The following is a 15,504-nucleotide window of genomic DNA, read 5'->3' as shown; positions in this document are numbered from 1 at the left end:
GACCCGATGCGGCAAAAGGGGAATATAGGGCCGTCATGCGCGCCGATAGCGCGCCAGGGTCAATCCGTCGAGATCGATCTCGGCAGGCCGGCCACTGATCAGATCGGCAACCACCCTGCCGGACCCGCAGGCCATCGCCCAGCCGGTCGACCCGTGACCGAGATTCAGAAACAATCCCGGCAAATGGGTCGGGCCGAGCAGCGGCGGGCCATCAGGCAGCATCGGGCGAGCGCCGACCCAGGCGCGCGCTTCGTGGTATCGGGCCGCGCCGGGGAACCAGTCGGCCGCCACCTTATGCAGCGTGTTGATGGCGCTTTGCCGCAAAACCAGTTGCCGATCGCCCAGTTCCGCAGTGCCGGCAATGCGCAGACGATTGCCTTGCGGTGTGATGGCGACCTTGTAGGACTCGTCCATCACCGCGATGCGGGGCACGAACAGCTCGCCCCTGACCGTCGCCGTCAGCGAATAGCCTTTGATCGGCCAGAGCGGCAGGCGAATACCGAGCGGCGCGAGCAATTCGGCGCTGGCGACCCCGGCGGCCACGACCACCGCGTCGGCGTTTTGAATCGCTGTTTGTCCGGTCGTCGCGTGTTGCGTCTGAACCTGCATGCGATGCTCGCCGGCGTGCGACTGAATCGCGGCGACGCGAGTCTCGCACTCGATAGCGACTCCGATGTTGCGCGCTATCTGCGCCAGACGCTTCGCGAACAGCGGACAATTGCCGGTTTCGTCATTCGGCAAATGCAGGCCGCCGGCAAGCGGCGCGTCGGGCGACAGCGCGGGCTCCAGGGTGCGGCACTCCTGCGCACTCAGCAGTTTGTGCGCAACGCCATTTTCGGCAAGCATTTCGCGGCCCGGCTCCGAGAGCCTGATCTCACGTTCGGTGCGGAACAGCTGCAGGTAACCGCGCGTTTGTTCGTAATCGAGCTCGAGTTGCTCGCGCAGCTCGTGCAGGCACGTCTGGCTGTAGAAAGCCAGGCGCTGCATGCGGCTGCGGTTGCGCCGGTAGCGCTCGAGCCTGCACTGGCCCAGCCAGCGCAAGGCCCAGCGCCAGCTGCCAACGGACAAGCCGGGGCGAAATACCAACGGGCTGGTGCTGCTGAACATATAGCCGAGCAGCTTGCGCGGCATGCCGGGGGCCGCCCATGGCGTCACGTAGCCCGGCGCGATGACACCGGCATTGCCGAAGCTGCTCTCCTGCGCAACGGTACTGTTGCGCTCGAGCAGCACGACTTCATGACCGGCCTGTGCAAGATAATAAGCGCTGCAGGTGCCGATAATGCCCCCGCCGATGACGATAACCTTCATGCTCTGGTTCGTGGCCGTGTAGTTAGACTAACCGCCTGGAATTCTTATGAATGCTGCGGTTGATGCGGCCGCTAGCTTACCAGAGACGGCCCGGCCACGCTGACGGCGCGCGGAAAAGAGCGGTCAGGCAAGGTATAATTGCGCTTCGTTGTTTGCCCTCCCGCCATTTGCTATCGCTCGCGTGCCTGCTGCTTTCATGACCACCCATATTGCTTGCTTCGCCGGCGCCGCCGCGCTATCCGACTTTCGCCAGCAGCGTTTGCTGCAAAGCCTCCAGGCGATCGAATCCAGTATTCAGAGCGTGCATGCCCGCTACGTCCATTTCGTTGCCTGTGCCACACCGCTTGATGCCGCACAGACCGAGCAGATTACCGCGCTGCTGACCTATGGCGAGCCGGCACAGGAGCAGGCGACCGGCGCCAGACTGCTTGTCATTCCCCGCTTCGGCACGATTTCCCCGTGGGCCAGCAAAGCCACCGATATCGCCCACAACTGCGGACTGATCAATGTCCGGCGCATCGAGCGCGGCATCGAATACACCCTATCGGTCAAAAGCGGCCTGCTCGGCGGACGCCGCGCGCTGGACCAGGCAGTATTGCCGAGCGTGGCGGCACTGCTGCACGACCGCATGACCGAGACCGTGGTGAGCAGCCGCGAGGATGCCTATGCGCTGTTCGAGGACCTGCCCGCCAAACCGCTGCAGACAGTGGACGTGACCGGCAAGGGGCGCGCCGCGCTGGAGGATGCCAACCTCGCCTTGGGCCTGGCGTTGGCCGACGACGAAATCGATTACCTGGTCGAGGCGTTCCGAGGGCTCGGCCGCAATCCGACCGACGTGGAGCTGATGATGTTCGCGCAGGCCAACAGCGAGCATTGCCGCCACAAGATCTTCAACGCGCAATGGACCATCGACGGGCAACCGCAGGACAAATCGCTGTTCCAAATGATCAAGAACACCCACGCGCTCAACCCGCAGGGGACGATCGTTGCCTATTCCGACAACGCCGCGGTAATGGCCGGCGCGGTGGTGGAGCGCTGGTACCCGCGTGAAGCGGGCCACGGTGCCCGGCACTACCAGCGAGTCGATGCGCTCACGCACACCTTGATGAAGGTCGAGACGCACAATCATCCGACCGCCATTTCGCCGTTCCCCGGCGCTTCCACCGGTGCCGGCGGCGAGATCCGCGACGAAGGGGCGACCGGCCGGGGCGCCACGCCCAAGGCGGGCCTGTGCGGGTTCACGGTCTCCAACCTGAACCTGCCTGAGACGAACGCCGCGTGGGAGAGTGCGCAGGACGTCACGCAGCCGCTGGCCGAGCGCCGGCCGGACGCGGCACCGGGCCGCTATGGGCAGCCCGATCGCATCGCCTCGCCGCTGCAGATCATGATCGAAGGCCCGCTGGGCGGCGCGGCATTCAACAACGAATTTGGGCGGCCTAACCTGGGCGGCTACTTTCGCGCTTACGAGCAGAACGTCGGCGGACGCGTGCGCGGCTACCACAAGCCGATCATGATCGCTGGCGGCATCGGCAATATCGATGACGCTCACACGCACAAGCAAGATCTGCCCGCCGGCTCGCTGCTGATCCAGATCGGCGGCCCCGGCATGCGCATCGGCATCGGCGGCGGCGCGGCCAGCTCGATGGCGACCGGCACCAACGCGGCCGAACTCGACTTCAACTCGGTGCAGCGCGGCAACCCGGAAATTCAGCGCCGCGCCCAGGAAGTCATCAATGCCTGCTGGGCGCTGGGTGAACGCAATCCGATTTTGTCCATCCACGATGTCGGCGCGGGCGGCTTGTCCAACGCATTTCCCGAACTCGTCGATGGCGCCGGGCGCGGCGCGCGCTTCGACTTGCGCCACATTCAGTTGGAAGAGAGCGGCATGTCGCCCGCTGAAATCTGGAGCAACGAAGCCCAGGAACGCTACGTACTGGCCATCGCACCCGACGACCTGCCGGCGTTTCAGGCCATGTGTGAACGCGAACGCTGTCCGTTTGCGGTGGTCGGCGTAGCCACCGAAGAGCGGCAATTGCAACTGATCGACGCCGAGGCGCCGGCCGGCAGCGCGACACCGGTCGATATGCCGATGGACGTGCTGCTCGGCAAGACGCCGCGGATGCACCGTGACGTCACGCGTGTGGCTACCACGGCTGCGCCCGTGGACGTCACCGGCCTGGCGCTGGCCGACGTTGCGCAAGAGGTGCTCAGGCATCCGACGGTGGCCAGCAAATCCTTTCTTATCACGATCGGCGACCGCGCCGTCGGCGGGCTGACAGTACGCGACCAGATGGTCGGGCCATGGCAAGTGCCGGTGGCCGACTGCGCCATCACCGCCATGGACTTTGCGGGTTACCGCGGCGAAGCCATGACCATGGGCGAGCGCACGCCATTGGCGGTGATCGATGCGCCAGCGTCCGGCCGCATGGCAGTGGGTGAGGCGATCACCAATATCGCCGCTGCACCGATCGAGTCGCTCGCGCAGATCAAACTGTCGGCCAACTGGATGGCCGCGTGCGGTGCGCCGGGCGAAGATGCGCGGCTTTTCGATACCGTCAAGGCAGTCGGTATGGAGCTTTGTCCGGCGCTGGGCCTGTCGATCCCGGTCGGCAAGGATTCATTGTCGATGCGCACGCAATGGCGCGAAGGCGACGCGGCGAAGGAGGTGGTCGCGCCGGTCTCGCTGATCATCTCGGCATTCGCCCCGGTCGCCGACGTGCGCAGGCACCTGACGCCGCAACTGCATCGTATCGATGCCGTCGGCGATACCGTGCTGATCGCGATCGACCTGGGCCGTGGCCGCAACCGTCTGGGCGGCAGCATCCTCGCGCAGGTAACCCAGCAACTGGGAGACGTCACGCCGGACGTCGACGATCCGGAAGATCTGAAGCGGTTCTTCTCGGCAATTCAGCAGCTCAACGCCGAGGGCAAGCTGCTCGCGTATCACGATCGGTCCGACGGCGGGCTGTTCGCCACGGTGTGCGAAATGGCGTTTGCGGGCCATGCCGGCGTGTCTCTCAACGTCGACATGCTGGTGCTCGATCAGGCGCATGAATTCGATTACGGCGACGCCAAGGACTGGGCGCGTCAAACCGCCGGTCGACGCGAAGACATGACGCTGCGGGCGCTGTTCAACGAAGAGCTGGGCGCCGTGGTCCAGGTGCGCGCCGCGCACCGCGACGAAGTCCTGCAAACGCTGCGCCAGCATGGCCTGTCACAATGCAGCCACGTGATCGGCAAGCCCAACGCCAGCGACGTGATCGAAATCTATCGTGACGCCAAGCAGATATTCAGCGCGTCGCGCATCGAACTGCAGCGCGCATGGAGCGAAGTGAGCTGGCGCATTGCGCGCCTGCGCGACAACCCTGCCTGTGCTGACGCCGAATACGATGGACTGCTCGACGGTAACGATCCTGGCATGTCGCCTAGGCTCACGTTCGATCCGGCCGAAGACGTCGCCGCGCCGTTCATCGCCAGCGGCGCGCGTCCGAAGGTTGCCGTGCTGCGCGAGCAGGGCGTGAATTCGCATGTTGAGATGGCTTACGTGCTCGACCGCGCCGGCTTCGACGCGTATGACGTGCACATGAGCGACCTGATCGGCGGGCGCGCCAGCCTGCAGGACTTCCGCGGATTCATCGCGTGCGGCGGCTTCTCCTACGGCGATACGCTGGGTGCTGGCGAAGGCTGGGCCAAGACGATCCTGTTCAACAATTCGTTGGCTGACATGTTTGCATCATTCTTTGATCGTGCCGACACATTCGCGCTCGGGGTCTGCAACGGCTGCCAGATGATGAGCAATTTGGCCAACATGATTCCCGGTGCAGCCGCCTGGCCCAAATTCACACATAACAAGGCGAAGTACGAAGCCCGTCTGGCAATGGTCGAAGTGCTCGACTCGCCGTCGCTGTTTTTCAGGGACATGCAAGGCACGCAGGCGCCGATCGTGGTCGCGCATGGCGAGGGGTTTGCCAATTTCGCGCACCAGGGCGACATCGAGCAGGCGATCGGCGCCATGCGCTTCGTCGATCATCGCGGCGCGGTGACCGAGACCTATCCGTTCAATCCCAACGGTTCACCGCGAGGATTGACGTCGTTCACCACGGCCGATGGCCGTTTCACGGTCATGATGCCGCATCCGGAGCGGGTGTTCCGCTCCGTGCAGATGAGTTGGCATCCCGACTCGTGGGGCGCGGACAGCCCCTGGATGCGCATGTTCCGCAACGCTCGGCGCTGGGCGGCCTGAGCGCTTGCGGCCTGAGGCCTGACGCGAAGCCGCCTGCTGGCGATACGCTGAACAGGAGGCGGCAATGGGAACCTTCAAAGTCGATCTGGTCAGTGCCGAAGCCGAGATATTTTCTGGCCAGGCCGAGTATGTATCGATGCCCGGCGCGCAGGGCGACTTCGGTGTGCTGACCGGTCACGCGCCATTTCTGACCACGCTGCGGCCCGGAACGGTGCATATTCGACAAACGTCTGGCGAGGAGATATTTTTCTACATCGCAGGCGGCTTCGCCGAAGTGCAGGCGAGTATCGTAACCGTCATGGCCGACACGGTGATGCGCGCCGATGATCTCGACGAGAGCAAAGCCGAACTTGCCCGTCAGGCGGCTACCGAAGCGCTCCAGAATCAGACTTCGCGCATCGAATATGCGAAGGCGCAAGCCGAGCTGATGGAAGCCGCGGCGCAGCTTGCTGCCATCAGCCGGTTTCGCAAGCGCAAATCGGTGTCTTCATGAGCCAATAAAAAACCGCCCGGAAAGGCGGTTTTTTTGCATCCGGGTGGGCTCCCGGCTTATTGAATCTTGGCTTTGTCGCGCAGATTCATCTCGAATTTCTGCAGCTTTTCCTGGCGCATTTGCTGCTCCAGCTGGGTTTTGACTTCGGACAGCGGCGGAATTTGCGCGGGGCGCACGTCTTCCAGTTCGATGATGTGGTAGCCGAACGACGTCTTGACCGGCTTGTCGGTGTATTCGCCTTTTTTCAGCTTGGTCAGTGCCGCCGCGAAAGGTTCAACATAGGCGCTCGCGGGTGACCAGTCGAGATCGCCGCCATTGGGCGCGGAGCCCGGATCCTTCGAGTATTGCTTGGCCAGATCGGCAAAATTCGCGCCGGCCTTGAGCTTGGCGATCAGTTGCTCGGCTTCGGCTTCGGTTGGCACCAGGATATGACGGGCACGATATTCCTCGGCGCCGTACTGCTTCTTGAGCTCGTCATATCGGGCTTGCACTTCGGCGTCGGTGACCGGCGATTTTTGCAGCTCATCGTTGATCAGGGCGCGAATCAATACCGATTGACGCGCCAGCGCGAGCTGGTTCTGCACGTCGGGCTGGGTTTGCAGACCGCGCCGGATCGCTTCCTGCGTGAGGATTTCGCGGTTGACGAGATCTTCCCGCACTTGCGCCTGCAATTCGGGAGAGTTCTGCTGCCCCTGCTTGACCATCTCCTTGACCATGGCATCGGCGCGCGAGACGGGAATCGGCGTGCCGTTGACCACGGCGACATTCTGCGCGTGGGCAGGCAGGCCGACGAGCGCTGCGAGGACCGGCGCAATGAGAGCGATGCGGATAGATTTCAAAGCCATGCGAATTCCTAACAATCTGAATGGAGGTCAATGCGAAATGGGGGGCAAACCGGCTTCATCCGGCGTCAGCGCGGTAATGGCCAGCGCGTGAACGCCGTTCTGCATCAAATCAGACAGCGCATCATACACCAAGCGATGGCGCGCCACGCGGTTCTTGCCGGCGAACGCGGCGGCCACGATGGTCAGGCGGTAATGGCCGCCGGCCGAGGCGCCGGCGTGGCCGGCATGCAACGCGCTGTCATTTTCGAGCGCAAGTCTTTCGGGCGAGAGCGCAGCGCGCAGGCGCTGCTCGATGACGGATTCGGGTGTGGCGGGCATGGTCAATCGTCCTGTTTCATATATTTGCCGAGCCACAGGCTCTGGATGATGATGAACACCACCATAAGCCCCATGCTGCCGAACAGTTTGAAATTGACCCAAGTGCTGGTCGAGTAATGATAGGCGATGGCAATATTGAGCGCGCCCATGGCCAGGAAAAACAATGCCCAGCTGACGTTCAGCGTGCGCCAGACAGGCTCGGGCAATGCCATCTGCTTTTCCATCATGGCGCGGATCAGATTGCGGTCGAACATCAATTCGGAAATGAACAGCGTGCCGGCAAACAGCCAGTACAGCACGGTAGGCTTCCATTTGATGAAGGTATCGTCGTGCAGCACCAGCGTGGCACCGCCGAACACGACGATGATCGCCAGACTGACCCACTGCATCGCCTCGACCTTGCGGTGGCGGAACCACACCCAGCCGATCATGACCACGGTCGCGGCGATCGCCACGGCGGTTGCCGCATAAATGCCGGCGACCTTGAAGGCGACAAAAAACAGGATGATCGGGAACAGATCGAACAAAAATTTCATGGGCGTGGCGGGCTCGCTGAGATCGGAAAAAAAGTTGCCGGCGGCAGTTTAGCGCACCGGCTTGTCGGACGCACCCGGAAATGCGGCGTCGTCGCCCGGCGACACCGCCTGTGAGTCTGCTCCGGCCTGGAATTTCAAAGCGGCCGAATTAATGCAATAGCGCAGCCCGGTCGGCGCAGGGCCGTCTTCGAACACGTGGCCCAGGTGCGCGCCGCAATGATGGCAGCGGACCTCCACGCGCTCCATGCCGTGGCTGTGATCGGCAATTTCATCGATGTCGGTTTCATCGAGGGGGCGAGAGTAGCTTGGCCAGCCGCAACCGGCGTCGAACTTGCTGGCTGACTCGAAGAGCGGCTCGCCGCAACAGACGCAACGATAGACGCCGTTCTCCCAGTGATCCCAGTAGCGCCCGGTAAACGGCCGCTCGGTGGCGGCATGGCGGGTCACCTGGTATTCGATATCGTCGAGTTCGGCGCGCCATTCGGCGTCGGTCTTGTGAATAGAGCTCATGGGTGTCTCCAGAAATCGGTGGGATTACGACGAACAGCTCACCTCGAGCTGAGCAGCCCAGTCGGGCGGCAAGGCGGCGTAATGGTCCATCCCGGGTTGTTCGTCAAAGGGATGCTCCAGCAGGCGCAACAGGGCGGTCACTTCGGAAAAATCCTTTTCATTGGCTTTTCGGATAGCGGTTTGCGCCAGATGGTTCCGCAACACATATTTGGGATTGACCAGATTCATTTCGGCTCGGCGCGCAGGATCGTCGCTGCCCTCATGACGCAACCGGGCGCGGTAGTCGCTCGCCCAGGCGTCGAACGCAGCGCGATCGATGAACATGTCGCGCAACGGCGCGTCGTGCTCAGGGCTCTCAATGCGCAGTTGCGCCAGACGGCGAAAGAACAGCGTGAAATCAACCCTGCCGGCATGCATGATGTCGAACAACCGGTTCAGCAGCGCTTCGTCGCCAGGGTGCGCTTCACGCAAGCCGAGCTTCGCGCGCAAGCGCAGATCGATCTCGTCGGCGAAGCCGGGTTTGTAGCCTTCGAGCGCGGCCTGAGCCGCCTCGACGCCGGCCTGGCCGTCGCCGATAAGAGGCAGCAGGGCCTGCGCCAGACAAAACAGATTCCAGTAGGCGACGTTGGGCTGCATGCGGTAGGCGTAGCGGCCCTGGCTGTCGGAGTGATTGCAGATATGGTTGGCGTTGAAGCCGTCCATGAATCCGAACGGGCCGTAATCGATCGTCAGACCCAGAATCGACATATTGTCCGTATTCATCACCCCATGACAGAAGCCGACTGCCTGCCACTGCGCCATCAACTCGGCGGTGCGCGCCGATACCTCAGCCAGCAACGCCTGATACGGATTGGCTACCTCACGGCAGTGCGGATAGTAACGCTCGATGACATAGTCCGCCAGTTGGGCCAGCAGGTCGTGCCGCTCGCACGCGGCGAAGTGCTCGAAATGACCGAAGCGGATAAAGCTGGGCGACAAACGGGTGACGACCGCGGCGCTCTCGATGGTTTCGCGGCGCACCGGCGCGTCCGAACCGACTACGCACAGCGCACGCGTGGTGGGAATGCCGAGGTGGTGCATCGCCTCCGAGCAGAGAAATTCGCGGATCGACGAACGCAACACGGCCCGGCCGTCGCCCATGCGGGAGTAGGGCGTCAGGCCACTGCCCTTGAGTTGAACCTCCCAGTCGCCGCCGCGCGTATGCGCCTCGCCCAGCCAGTGCGCGCGTCCGTCGCCGAGCTGACCAGCCCACACGCCGAACTGGTGGCCCGAATACACGCTGGCAAGCGGCTCGGCGCCGGGCAACGGGCGGTTGCCAGCAAATGTATCGATGAAATCGGGGTGGGCCGCGACCTCGCCGGACCAGCCCAGCAAGCTCGCGGCCTGGGCGCTGAAGGCTACCAGATAGGGCGCTGGCAGCGGCGCGGGCGCGAGGCGGGTGAAAAAAGCCTCGCCCAAGCGAGCGAAACCGTTGGTCAGCGGCAGCGTGAGCGCCTGGGCGGCGGCTGCCGAGGCAGCATCCGCGCTCGGGGAATACGACATATTGTGGGCCCTCGGATTTCCCGATATTTTACTTGAGCAGTGCATTCGCTGCTCGTTAGTATGTAGCGACGGCCGGGTGCCGCCAAAACGGCAAAATAATCACATCCAGGAGACTGACCCCATGGCAAGCACCATACCGGGGCAAATGATGCAAGTGCCGCTGCTGATCTCGTCGATCCTGCGGCACGCCGCGCGACATCATGGCGACACCGAAATCGTGTCGCGTCGCATCGAAGGCGATGTTCACCGTTATACCTACCGCGGCCTGCAGCAGCGCGCCAAGCAACTGGCCAGGGCGCTGCTGGCGCTCGGCGTCGAGCCGGGCGAGCGCGTCGGCACGCTGGCGTGGAATGGCTATCGGCATCTCGAAATTTATTACGCGGTCTCGGGCATGGGGGCGGTCTGCCATACGATCAACCCGCGTCTGTTTCCGGAGCAGATCGAATACATCGTCAACCATGCCGAGGACCGTTATGTGTTTTTCGATCTGACTTTCCTGCCGCTGGTCGAACGACTGGCGCCGCGTTGCCCCGACGTGCGCGGCTGGGTCGCAATGACGGATCGCGCTCACATGCCGGCCAGTGAAGTCGGCCTGCTGTGTTATGAAGAACTGCTCGATGCGCAGGACAGCGACTACGCCTGGCCTGAGTTCGACGAGAGCACTGCGTCGAGCTTGTGTTACACGTCGGGCACCACAGGCAATCCGAAGGGCGTGCTGTATAGCCATCGTTCAACCGTGCTGCACTCCTATGGCGCGGCGCTGCCTGATTCGATGGCGCTCTCGGCGCGCGACAGCGTGCTGCCGGTCGTGCCGATGTTTCACGTCAACGCCTGGGGACTGCCCTACGCGGTGCCACTGACCGGCGCGAAACTGGTGCTGCCGGGCAAGGATCTCGACGGCAGGTCACTGTACGAACTGTTTGAGGCCGAGGGCGTGACTTTTTCGGCCGGTGTGCCCACCGTGTGGCTGGGTCTGCTCGACCATGTCAAGAAAAACGGGCTGCGCTTCAGCACGCTGAACCGCACGGTCATCGGCGGCTCCGCTTGCGCGCCGGCGATGATCCGTACCTTCGAGGAAGATTACGGCGTGCAGGTTATCCATGCCTGGGGCATGAGCGAAATGTCCCCGTTAGGTACGCTATGCAAGTTGCGTGTCAAGCATGCCAACTTGCCGCGTGAGGCGCAGCGCGCGCTGCTCGAGAAACAGGGCAGTGCGATCTATGGCGTCGATTTGAAAATCGTCGGCTCCGACGGCCAGGAGCTGCCCTGGGACGGCGAGTCGTTTGGCGATCTGCTGGTGCGCGGGCCGTGGGTGATCGATACGTATTTCAAAGGCGATAAGTCACCGCTGATCAATGGCTGGTTTCCGACCGGCGACGTGGCGACGATCGATGCGGATGGATATGTACACATCACCGACCGCAGCAAGGACGTGATCAAATCAGGCGGTGAGTGGATCAGCTCGATCGATGTCGAGAACGTCGTGATGGCGCATCCCGCAGTGCATGAGGCCGCGTGTATTGCGATCTCGCATCCGAAGTGGGACGAAAGGCCGTTATTGGTGATCGTCAAAAAGCCGGGCGCTCAGGTGACGCGCGAGGAAATCCTGAAGTTTTACGAGGGGCGCGTGGCTAAATGGTGGATTCCGGACGACGTTGTTTTTGTCGACGAGATTCCGCATACCGCCACCGGCAAAATGCAGAAACTGAAGTTGCGTGAACGCTTCAAGGACTACGCCGGACCCGAAGGCGTTTCGGATGCGTGCAAGTGATCTGCAAGACCGCATCCGGTCCATCAAAGCGGCGGGCCCTCGATGCCAGATGAGGCCCGATGCCAGTCGGCGGGTCCCGTTCCTTGCAGACCCGCTGACACCTCGTGATTTTCCCCACGCGCCGGGCTGTCAGCGCTCGTCAACCCGCACGATAAAGCTGACGCTACCGGAGTCTCCGGGACGCAATTTCCCTTTGAGCAGCCAGTGGATGCGTGTTTTACCACCGCTTCCGTTGCCGCCGTCGGCATCATTGGCTGCTGCCCGAGTCGCGGTAGATGAGCACATCAGGCCCGGCGGGAGCGGGGTGTCGCAGTCGGCCCGGACGAGGGAAGTATGCGGTGGCACCAAATGGTACAGCTCGAGGTCGGTAAGCGGCTGATCGCTCCGGTTGGTGTAGCGCGTGACGTAGGTCAGCATGGCACCCGGCTTGACTCGCTGATGGTCGACCGAATGCTCCAGTCGGAGCGGGCCATCGACGCGCGGCACGTCGGCAATCGGCAGCAAGTGCTCGACCACCTGTGTGCCTCGCACATTGGCGGCGCGAGCCGTTGCCTGGCTATGTATCAGACCGGGCTTGACGTTCTCGCGCACCTGGATCGGCACCAGGACGATCAGGCGCTGGCCCGCCGGCAGCGAGACACCATCGGCCAGCAAATGTCCGCGCCCGGACCACGTCGTGCTCAAACCCTGCTGGACGTGGCTCTCCGGCGCGAAGGCGAGCGCGCGCGACGGATCTTTCGCCAGTCCGGCGGGCAGCACGAAATCGAGCTGCGCACCGTCCAACGCCCAGCGTCTGGCTTCCAGTCCGACTCGATAATGCAGCGTGTCGCCAGGATGGGGGCTGGCGTTGTCCGGCACCGTCGTGAGCGTGGTTGAAAGCGCAGCCGGCGCCAGGAAGCCGCTCGTTTGCAGCGTGAACGTGTCGCTGACGCTTTGCGCTGTGGCGATCTGACTGGCAGTGGCCGTGACGGTACTCGCGATGTCGTTGCCAGGCTGGGTGCGAGCGACGATTTTGACGGGAATATCGACGATCACGGTCTGCCCCGCGGGCAGCGAGACCTCGCCCTGCAGCAATTGCGACTGGTTGGCGCCGTCCCAGGCCGCGTTCAGCCCGGCCTTGAGATCACTGTGCGCGGCAAAGACCGGTTGACCGTTGGGCTGCAGGCCGTTTGGCAGGGCGTAGGCCAGCGCCAGATTATCGAGTTTTGTGTGAGCCGGAGCGCTTCCCTGCAACCGGTAGACGAAAGTGTCGCCGGTCGTGAATCCACCGGATGCGTCGTTGTCCCGAACGTTGCGGCGCGCCAACGAGAAGTCGCTCAGTTGACCCATCTTGCCGTTCAGGGTCACCGTGGCGGTTTTCCTGTCGTCCTGTCCATGAAGGTGCCAAATGGTGGCGGTAACGCTGAGCGGGCCATCGGAAGCATCGTCGCTGACCTTGACCGGCAGCTTGAGGACGACGACCTCGTTGTGATTCATGCTGGGTGTCTCGTCCCACCGCGTGGAAGTCAGATTGATGCCCCGATCCTTGCCATCCCAGGAACTGGAGAGCCTGTCCTGGATTCTCCAATAGCCGCTACCGGCACCGCTGCTTTGGTCGGCATCGAATCTGATCTGGCCGTTGCCCTGCAATCCGGCGGGTAGCGGCACCTGAATGCGTACGCCTTCCGCGGTACCGAGGTTCTTGATGCGCAGGCTCAGCTCGAATGCATCGCCCGGTTTGATGCTGCCCAGGCCGGCCGGCGCCGTGAGCGTGAATTCGTCGAAGGGCCGGGAAACGCCCTTGTTGAAAGAGCGGGTGATCTTTTTCGCCTTGTCGCCGTCGGCGTTGATGACCTCGATTTCGGCCCTGAAGGCCGAGCCGTCTTTGATGCGGTTGAAGTCAGACAGGCGCGGCGTGAAAATCCACTCGCCCGGGTGCGCGCTGTCCTCGGTCAGGTTGTTTGTCCCGCTGGTTTCTCTGCCGTACCGGTCGGTATAATAAACAGTGATGCGCGCACTCTTGATGCTGGTCTTTTCATCGGTGATCTTCACGCGATATGTGGGCATACCCAGATGCGTGCTGTTTTCCTCGGGCGCTATCCATTGCGCCACTGGGTAGCTGCGCTGGACCTCGATCTGCCGCGTTTCGCTCCATGCCGAAGGGTTGCCGGCTTTGTCGAAGCCCCGCACGCGCACGTCATAGCGATAGGGGCGATTGGCGTTGCCGCTGACCTTGAAGCTATGGCTGAAGTTGCCGTCGCCGTCCACATAGGCCCTTCCGCCATCGCTCCAGGTGCTGCCGGTGTCGCGCTTGTATTGAACCCGTGCCCATGACGGTCCGCTCAGCGCGTCGGTCACCTTGCCGGTGGCGGTGATGGTCCGGGCGGCGGCAGACAGGCCGCGCCAGTCAAAGGTGGGCGGCGTTGTGTCGACGCGGAACGTGCGGGATGCGCTGGGCTCGCTGTCGGTGCCCAGACGGCTGACCTTGAACCAAACCTCATAGTCGCCCTCGTGCCAGATAAACGAGCCGTAGATCGGAACGGTGACGTTGCCGTTGGCTTCCTGGGTGAAGTCGGTGATGTCGTGGCTGCTCCAGTCGGTGCCGTCCTTGCGGCGCTGAACCATGTAGATGCGTTGAATGCCGGCAACGGCGTTGGCGGTGATCTGGATGTTCTCGCTGTCGATGCGTGGGTTGTACCAGCCGTTGTCGGCGGGCGAGATCCAGGTGGGCGTGGGGGGCGCGGGATGTTTGATCCGCGTGACGGTCAGGTCCTGGATGTGCTGCCAGTAAACGCCGCCGCTGTAGACCAGTGCTGCGTTCACGCCCAGCGTCCATTTTTCGCCCGGTTTCAAGGCGGTGACGTCGATGTCGCCAATGGCCTCACCGCTACCGGGCGAGATGGCGAATCTGCCGACCTCCTTGCCTCCCCGAAAGACGCCCATGTGGGTGGCGCCATCATGGAACCGGCCGCGGACGGTAATGCTGTTGGTGCCGTAATTCACCGTATACGCCGACTGCGTGATCATGCCGCTCATCGGTTTGATGCGGATCGTGACTTCGTCCTTGAGGAACCCGCTGGAGGCGAATTTGGCCCAGCCCTGGAGTTTGTACGATTTGCCCGGCTGATATTTGCCGGGTGTGGCCTTGAAGGACGCCCAGGGCCGCGCGACGCCGACATCGTGCCCGCATTGATCACGACTTCCGCCGTAGGCGACTCTGTCGTTGCCATTGTTGTGGTGAGCAACGATTTCGCATTCGCGCACCGGATCGTAGGAGCTGTCATCGCCAGTGGAGAGTTCTGCCGTGATGGTGTCGTTGATACGGATATCAGAGGTCGGATACTTTCCCAGGCTCACGCTCGCGGCATGCGCTGCCGGAGTCCAGAGCATTGGCGCAATCGATAGCATCAGCGCCAGCCATCGACGCTGCGGCATCGCGGCCCTCATTGATGAAAACAGCGCCGAAAGCATCGCAGTCATCAATCGCAGCACGGTGCAGCGGACGATGGAAGGAGCGTACGCCGATACTGGGCCGGCACACGGGGTGATTCGGGTCTGGCGGAAAAACGGCATGAAGCGGGCACTCCTCAAGAAGCAAACAGAGATCGCCTTAGCGACGTTGGGAAACGGTTCATTTTTCCCGGCCCGAATGCGCAGCCCCATTCAGATGGAGCAACGAATTGACCGGGATTTTCTTGAGTAACAAATATTTATCGTGAGTCGAGAGGGCGCGATTTGCGGATTCGTGATCGGCGGTCAGCGAGTCGGGAACGACGAATTTTTTTCGGTCTGGCCGTTGACCGAACGTGCGTACATGTTTCAGACACATAGTGGGTCGGGAGGTCGTCACGCCCCGGCGTGTCGCAGCCGGGAGGGGAAAACGGATTGAAACGACAGCTTGCCGCCCGATAATAGGCAGATCGATCACGCGGACCTATCGGAAAAAAGCTGCGTGAGTA

The 15,504-nt window shown here is 62.7% G+C and carries 10 protein-coding genes; 3 read left to right on the top strand and 7 right to left on the bottom strand.

Annotated features, from left to right (window positions below; genetic code table 11):
- Positions 1 to 33: 33 nt before the first annotated feature.
- Positions 34 to 1,308, bottom strand: coding sequence for a D-amino acid dehydrogenase (locus tag EPN80_RS15405; RefSeq protein WP_293029079.1), 1,275 nt, complete (start codon positions 1,306 to 1,308; stop codon positions 34 to 36).
- A gap of 196 nt (positions 1,309 to 1,504) precedes the next feature.
- Here EPN80_RS15405 and purL point away from each other — a divergent pair, with 196 nt between their 5' ends.
- Positions 1,505 to 5,551 (top strand): phosphoribosylformylglycinamidine synthase, encoded by a 4,047-nt coding sequence (gene purL / locus EPN80_RS15400; RefSeq protein WP_293029076.1) that lies wholly within the window; start codon positions 1,505 to 1,507, stop codon positions 5,549 to 5,551.
- Between the two features lie 64 nt (positions 5,552 to 5,615).
- Positions 5,616 to 6,044 (top strand): F0F1 ATP synthase subunit epsilon, encoded by a 429-nt coding sequence (locus EPN80_RS15395; RefSeq protein WP_293029073.1) that lies wholly within the window; start codon positions 5,616 to 5,618, stop codon positions 6,042 to 6,044.
- Between the two features lie 56 nt (positions 6,045 to 6,100).
- Here EPN80_RS15395 and EPN80_RS15390 read toward each other — a convergent pair whose 3' ends face one another.
- The 5 genes from EPN80_RS15390 to EPN80_RS15370 are packed head-to-tail and all read right to left on the bottom strand — an operon-like array spanning position 6,101 to position 9,795.
- Positions 6,101 to 6,889, bottom strand: coding sequence for a peptidylprolyl isomerase (locus tag EPN80_RS15390; protein WP_293029071.1), 789 nt, complete (start codon positions 6,887 to 6,889; stop codon positions 6,101 to 6,103).
- Positions 6,890 to 6,916: 27 nt separating this feature from the next.
- On the bottom strand, positions 6,917 to 7,207 hold the full coding sequence (locus EPN80_RS15385; protein ID WP_293029068.1) for a BolA family transcriptional regulator: 291 nt from the start codon (positions 7,205 to 7,207) through the stop codon (positions 6,917 to 6,919).
- Between the two features lie 2 nt (positions 7,208 to 7,209).
- Positions 7,210 to 7,743: a septation protein A gene (locus EPN80_RS15380; RefSeq protein ID WP_293029066.1), complete on the bottom strand. Its 534-nt coding sequence runs from the start codon at positions 7,741 to 7,743 to the stop codon at positions 7,210 to 7,212.
- 48 nt (positions 7,744 to 7,791) lie between these two features.
- On the bottom strand, positions 7,792 to 8,253 hold the full coding sequence (msrB, locus tag EPN80_RS15375) for a peptide-methionine (R)-S-oxide reductase MsrB (RefSeq protein WP_293029063.1): 462 nt from the start codon (positions 8,251 to 8,253) through the stop codon (positions 7,792 to 7,794).
- Between the two features lie 24 nt (positions 8,254 to 8,277).
- Entirely contained in the window at positions 8,278 to 9,795 is a 1,518-nt protein-coding gene (locus tag EPN80_RS15370) for a YdiU family protein (RefSeq protein ID WP_293029060.1), read from the bottom strand.
- Between the two features lie 121 nt (positions 9,796 to 9,916).
- On the opposite strand from EPN80_RS15370, the gene EPN80_RS15365 reads away from it, so the two are divergent.
- The gene (locus tag EPN80_RS15365) at positions 9,917 to 11,566 is read left to right on the top strand and encodes a 3-(methylthio)propionyl-CoA ligase (RefSeq protein ID WP_293029057.1); all 1,650 of its coding nucleotides are present in this window, start codon (positions 9,917 to 9,919) and stop codon (positions 11,564 to 11,566) included.
- A 129-nt stretch (positions 11,567 to 11,695) separates the two neighbouring features.
- On the opposite strand, the gene EPN80_RS15360 is transcribed toward EPN80_RS15365, so the two are convergent.
- A complete protein-coding gene (locus EPN80_RS15360; protein ID WP_293029054.1) occupies positions 11,696 to 14,980 on the bottom strand; it encodes a hypothetical protein in 3,285 nt (1,094 codons plus the stop codon).
- Positions 14,981 to 15,504 lie beyond the last annotated feature (524 nt).

The organism is Pandoraea sp. (genome assembly GCF_004297875.1).
Taxonomy (GTDB): domain Bacteria; phylum Pseudomonadota; class Gammaproteobacteria; order Burkholderiales; family Burkholderiaceae; genus Pandoraea.
Note: the sequence above shows the minus strand (reverse complement) of the source record. Positions and strands in the feature narration are given on the sequence as shown.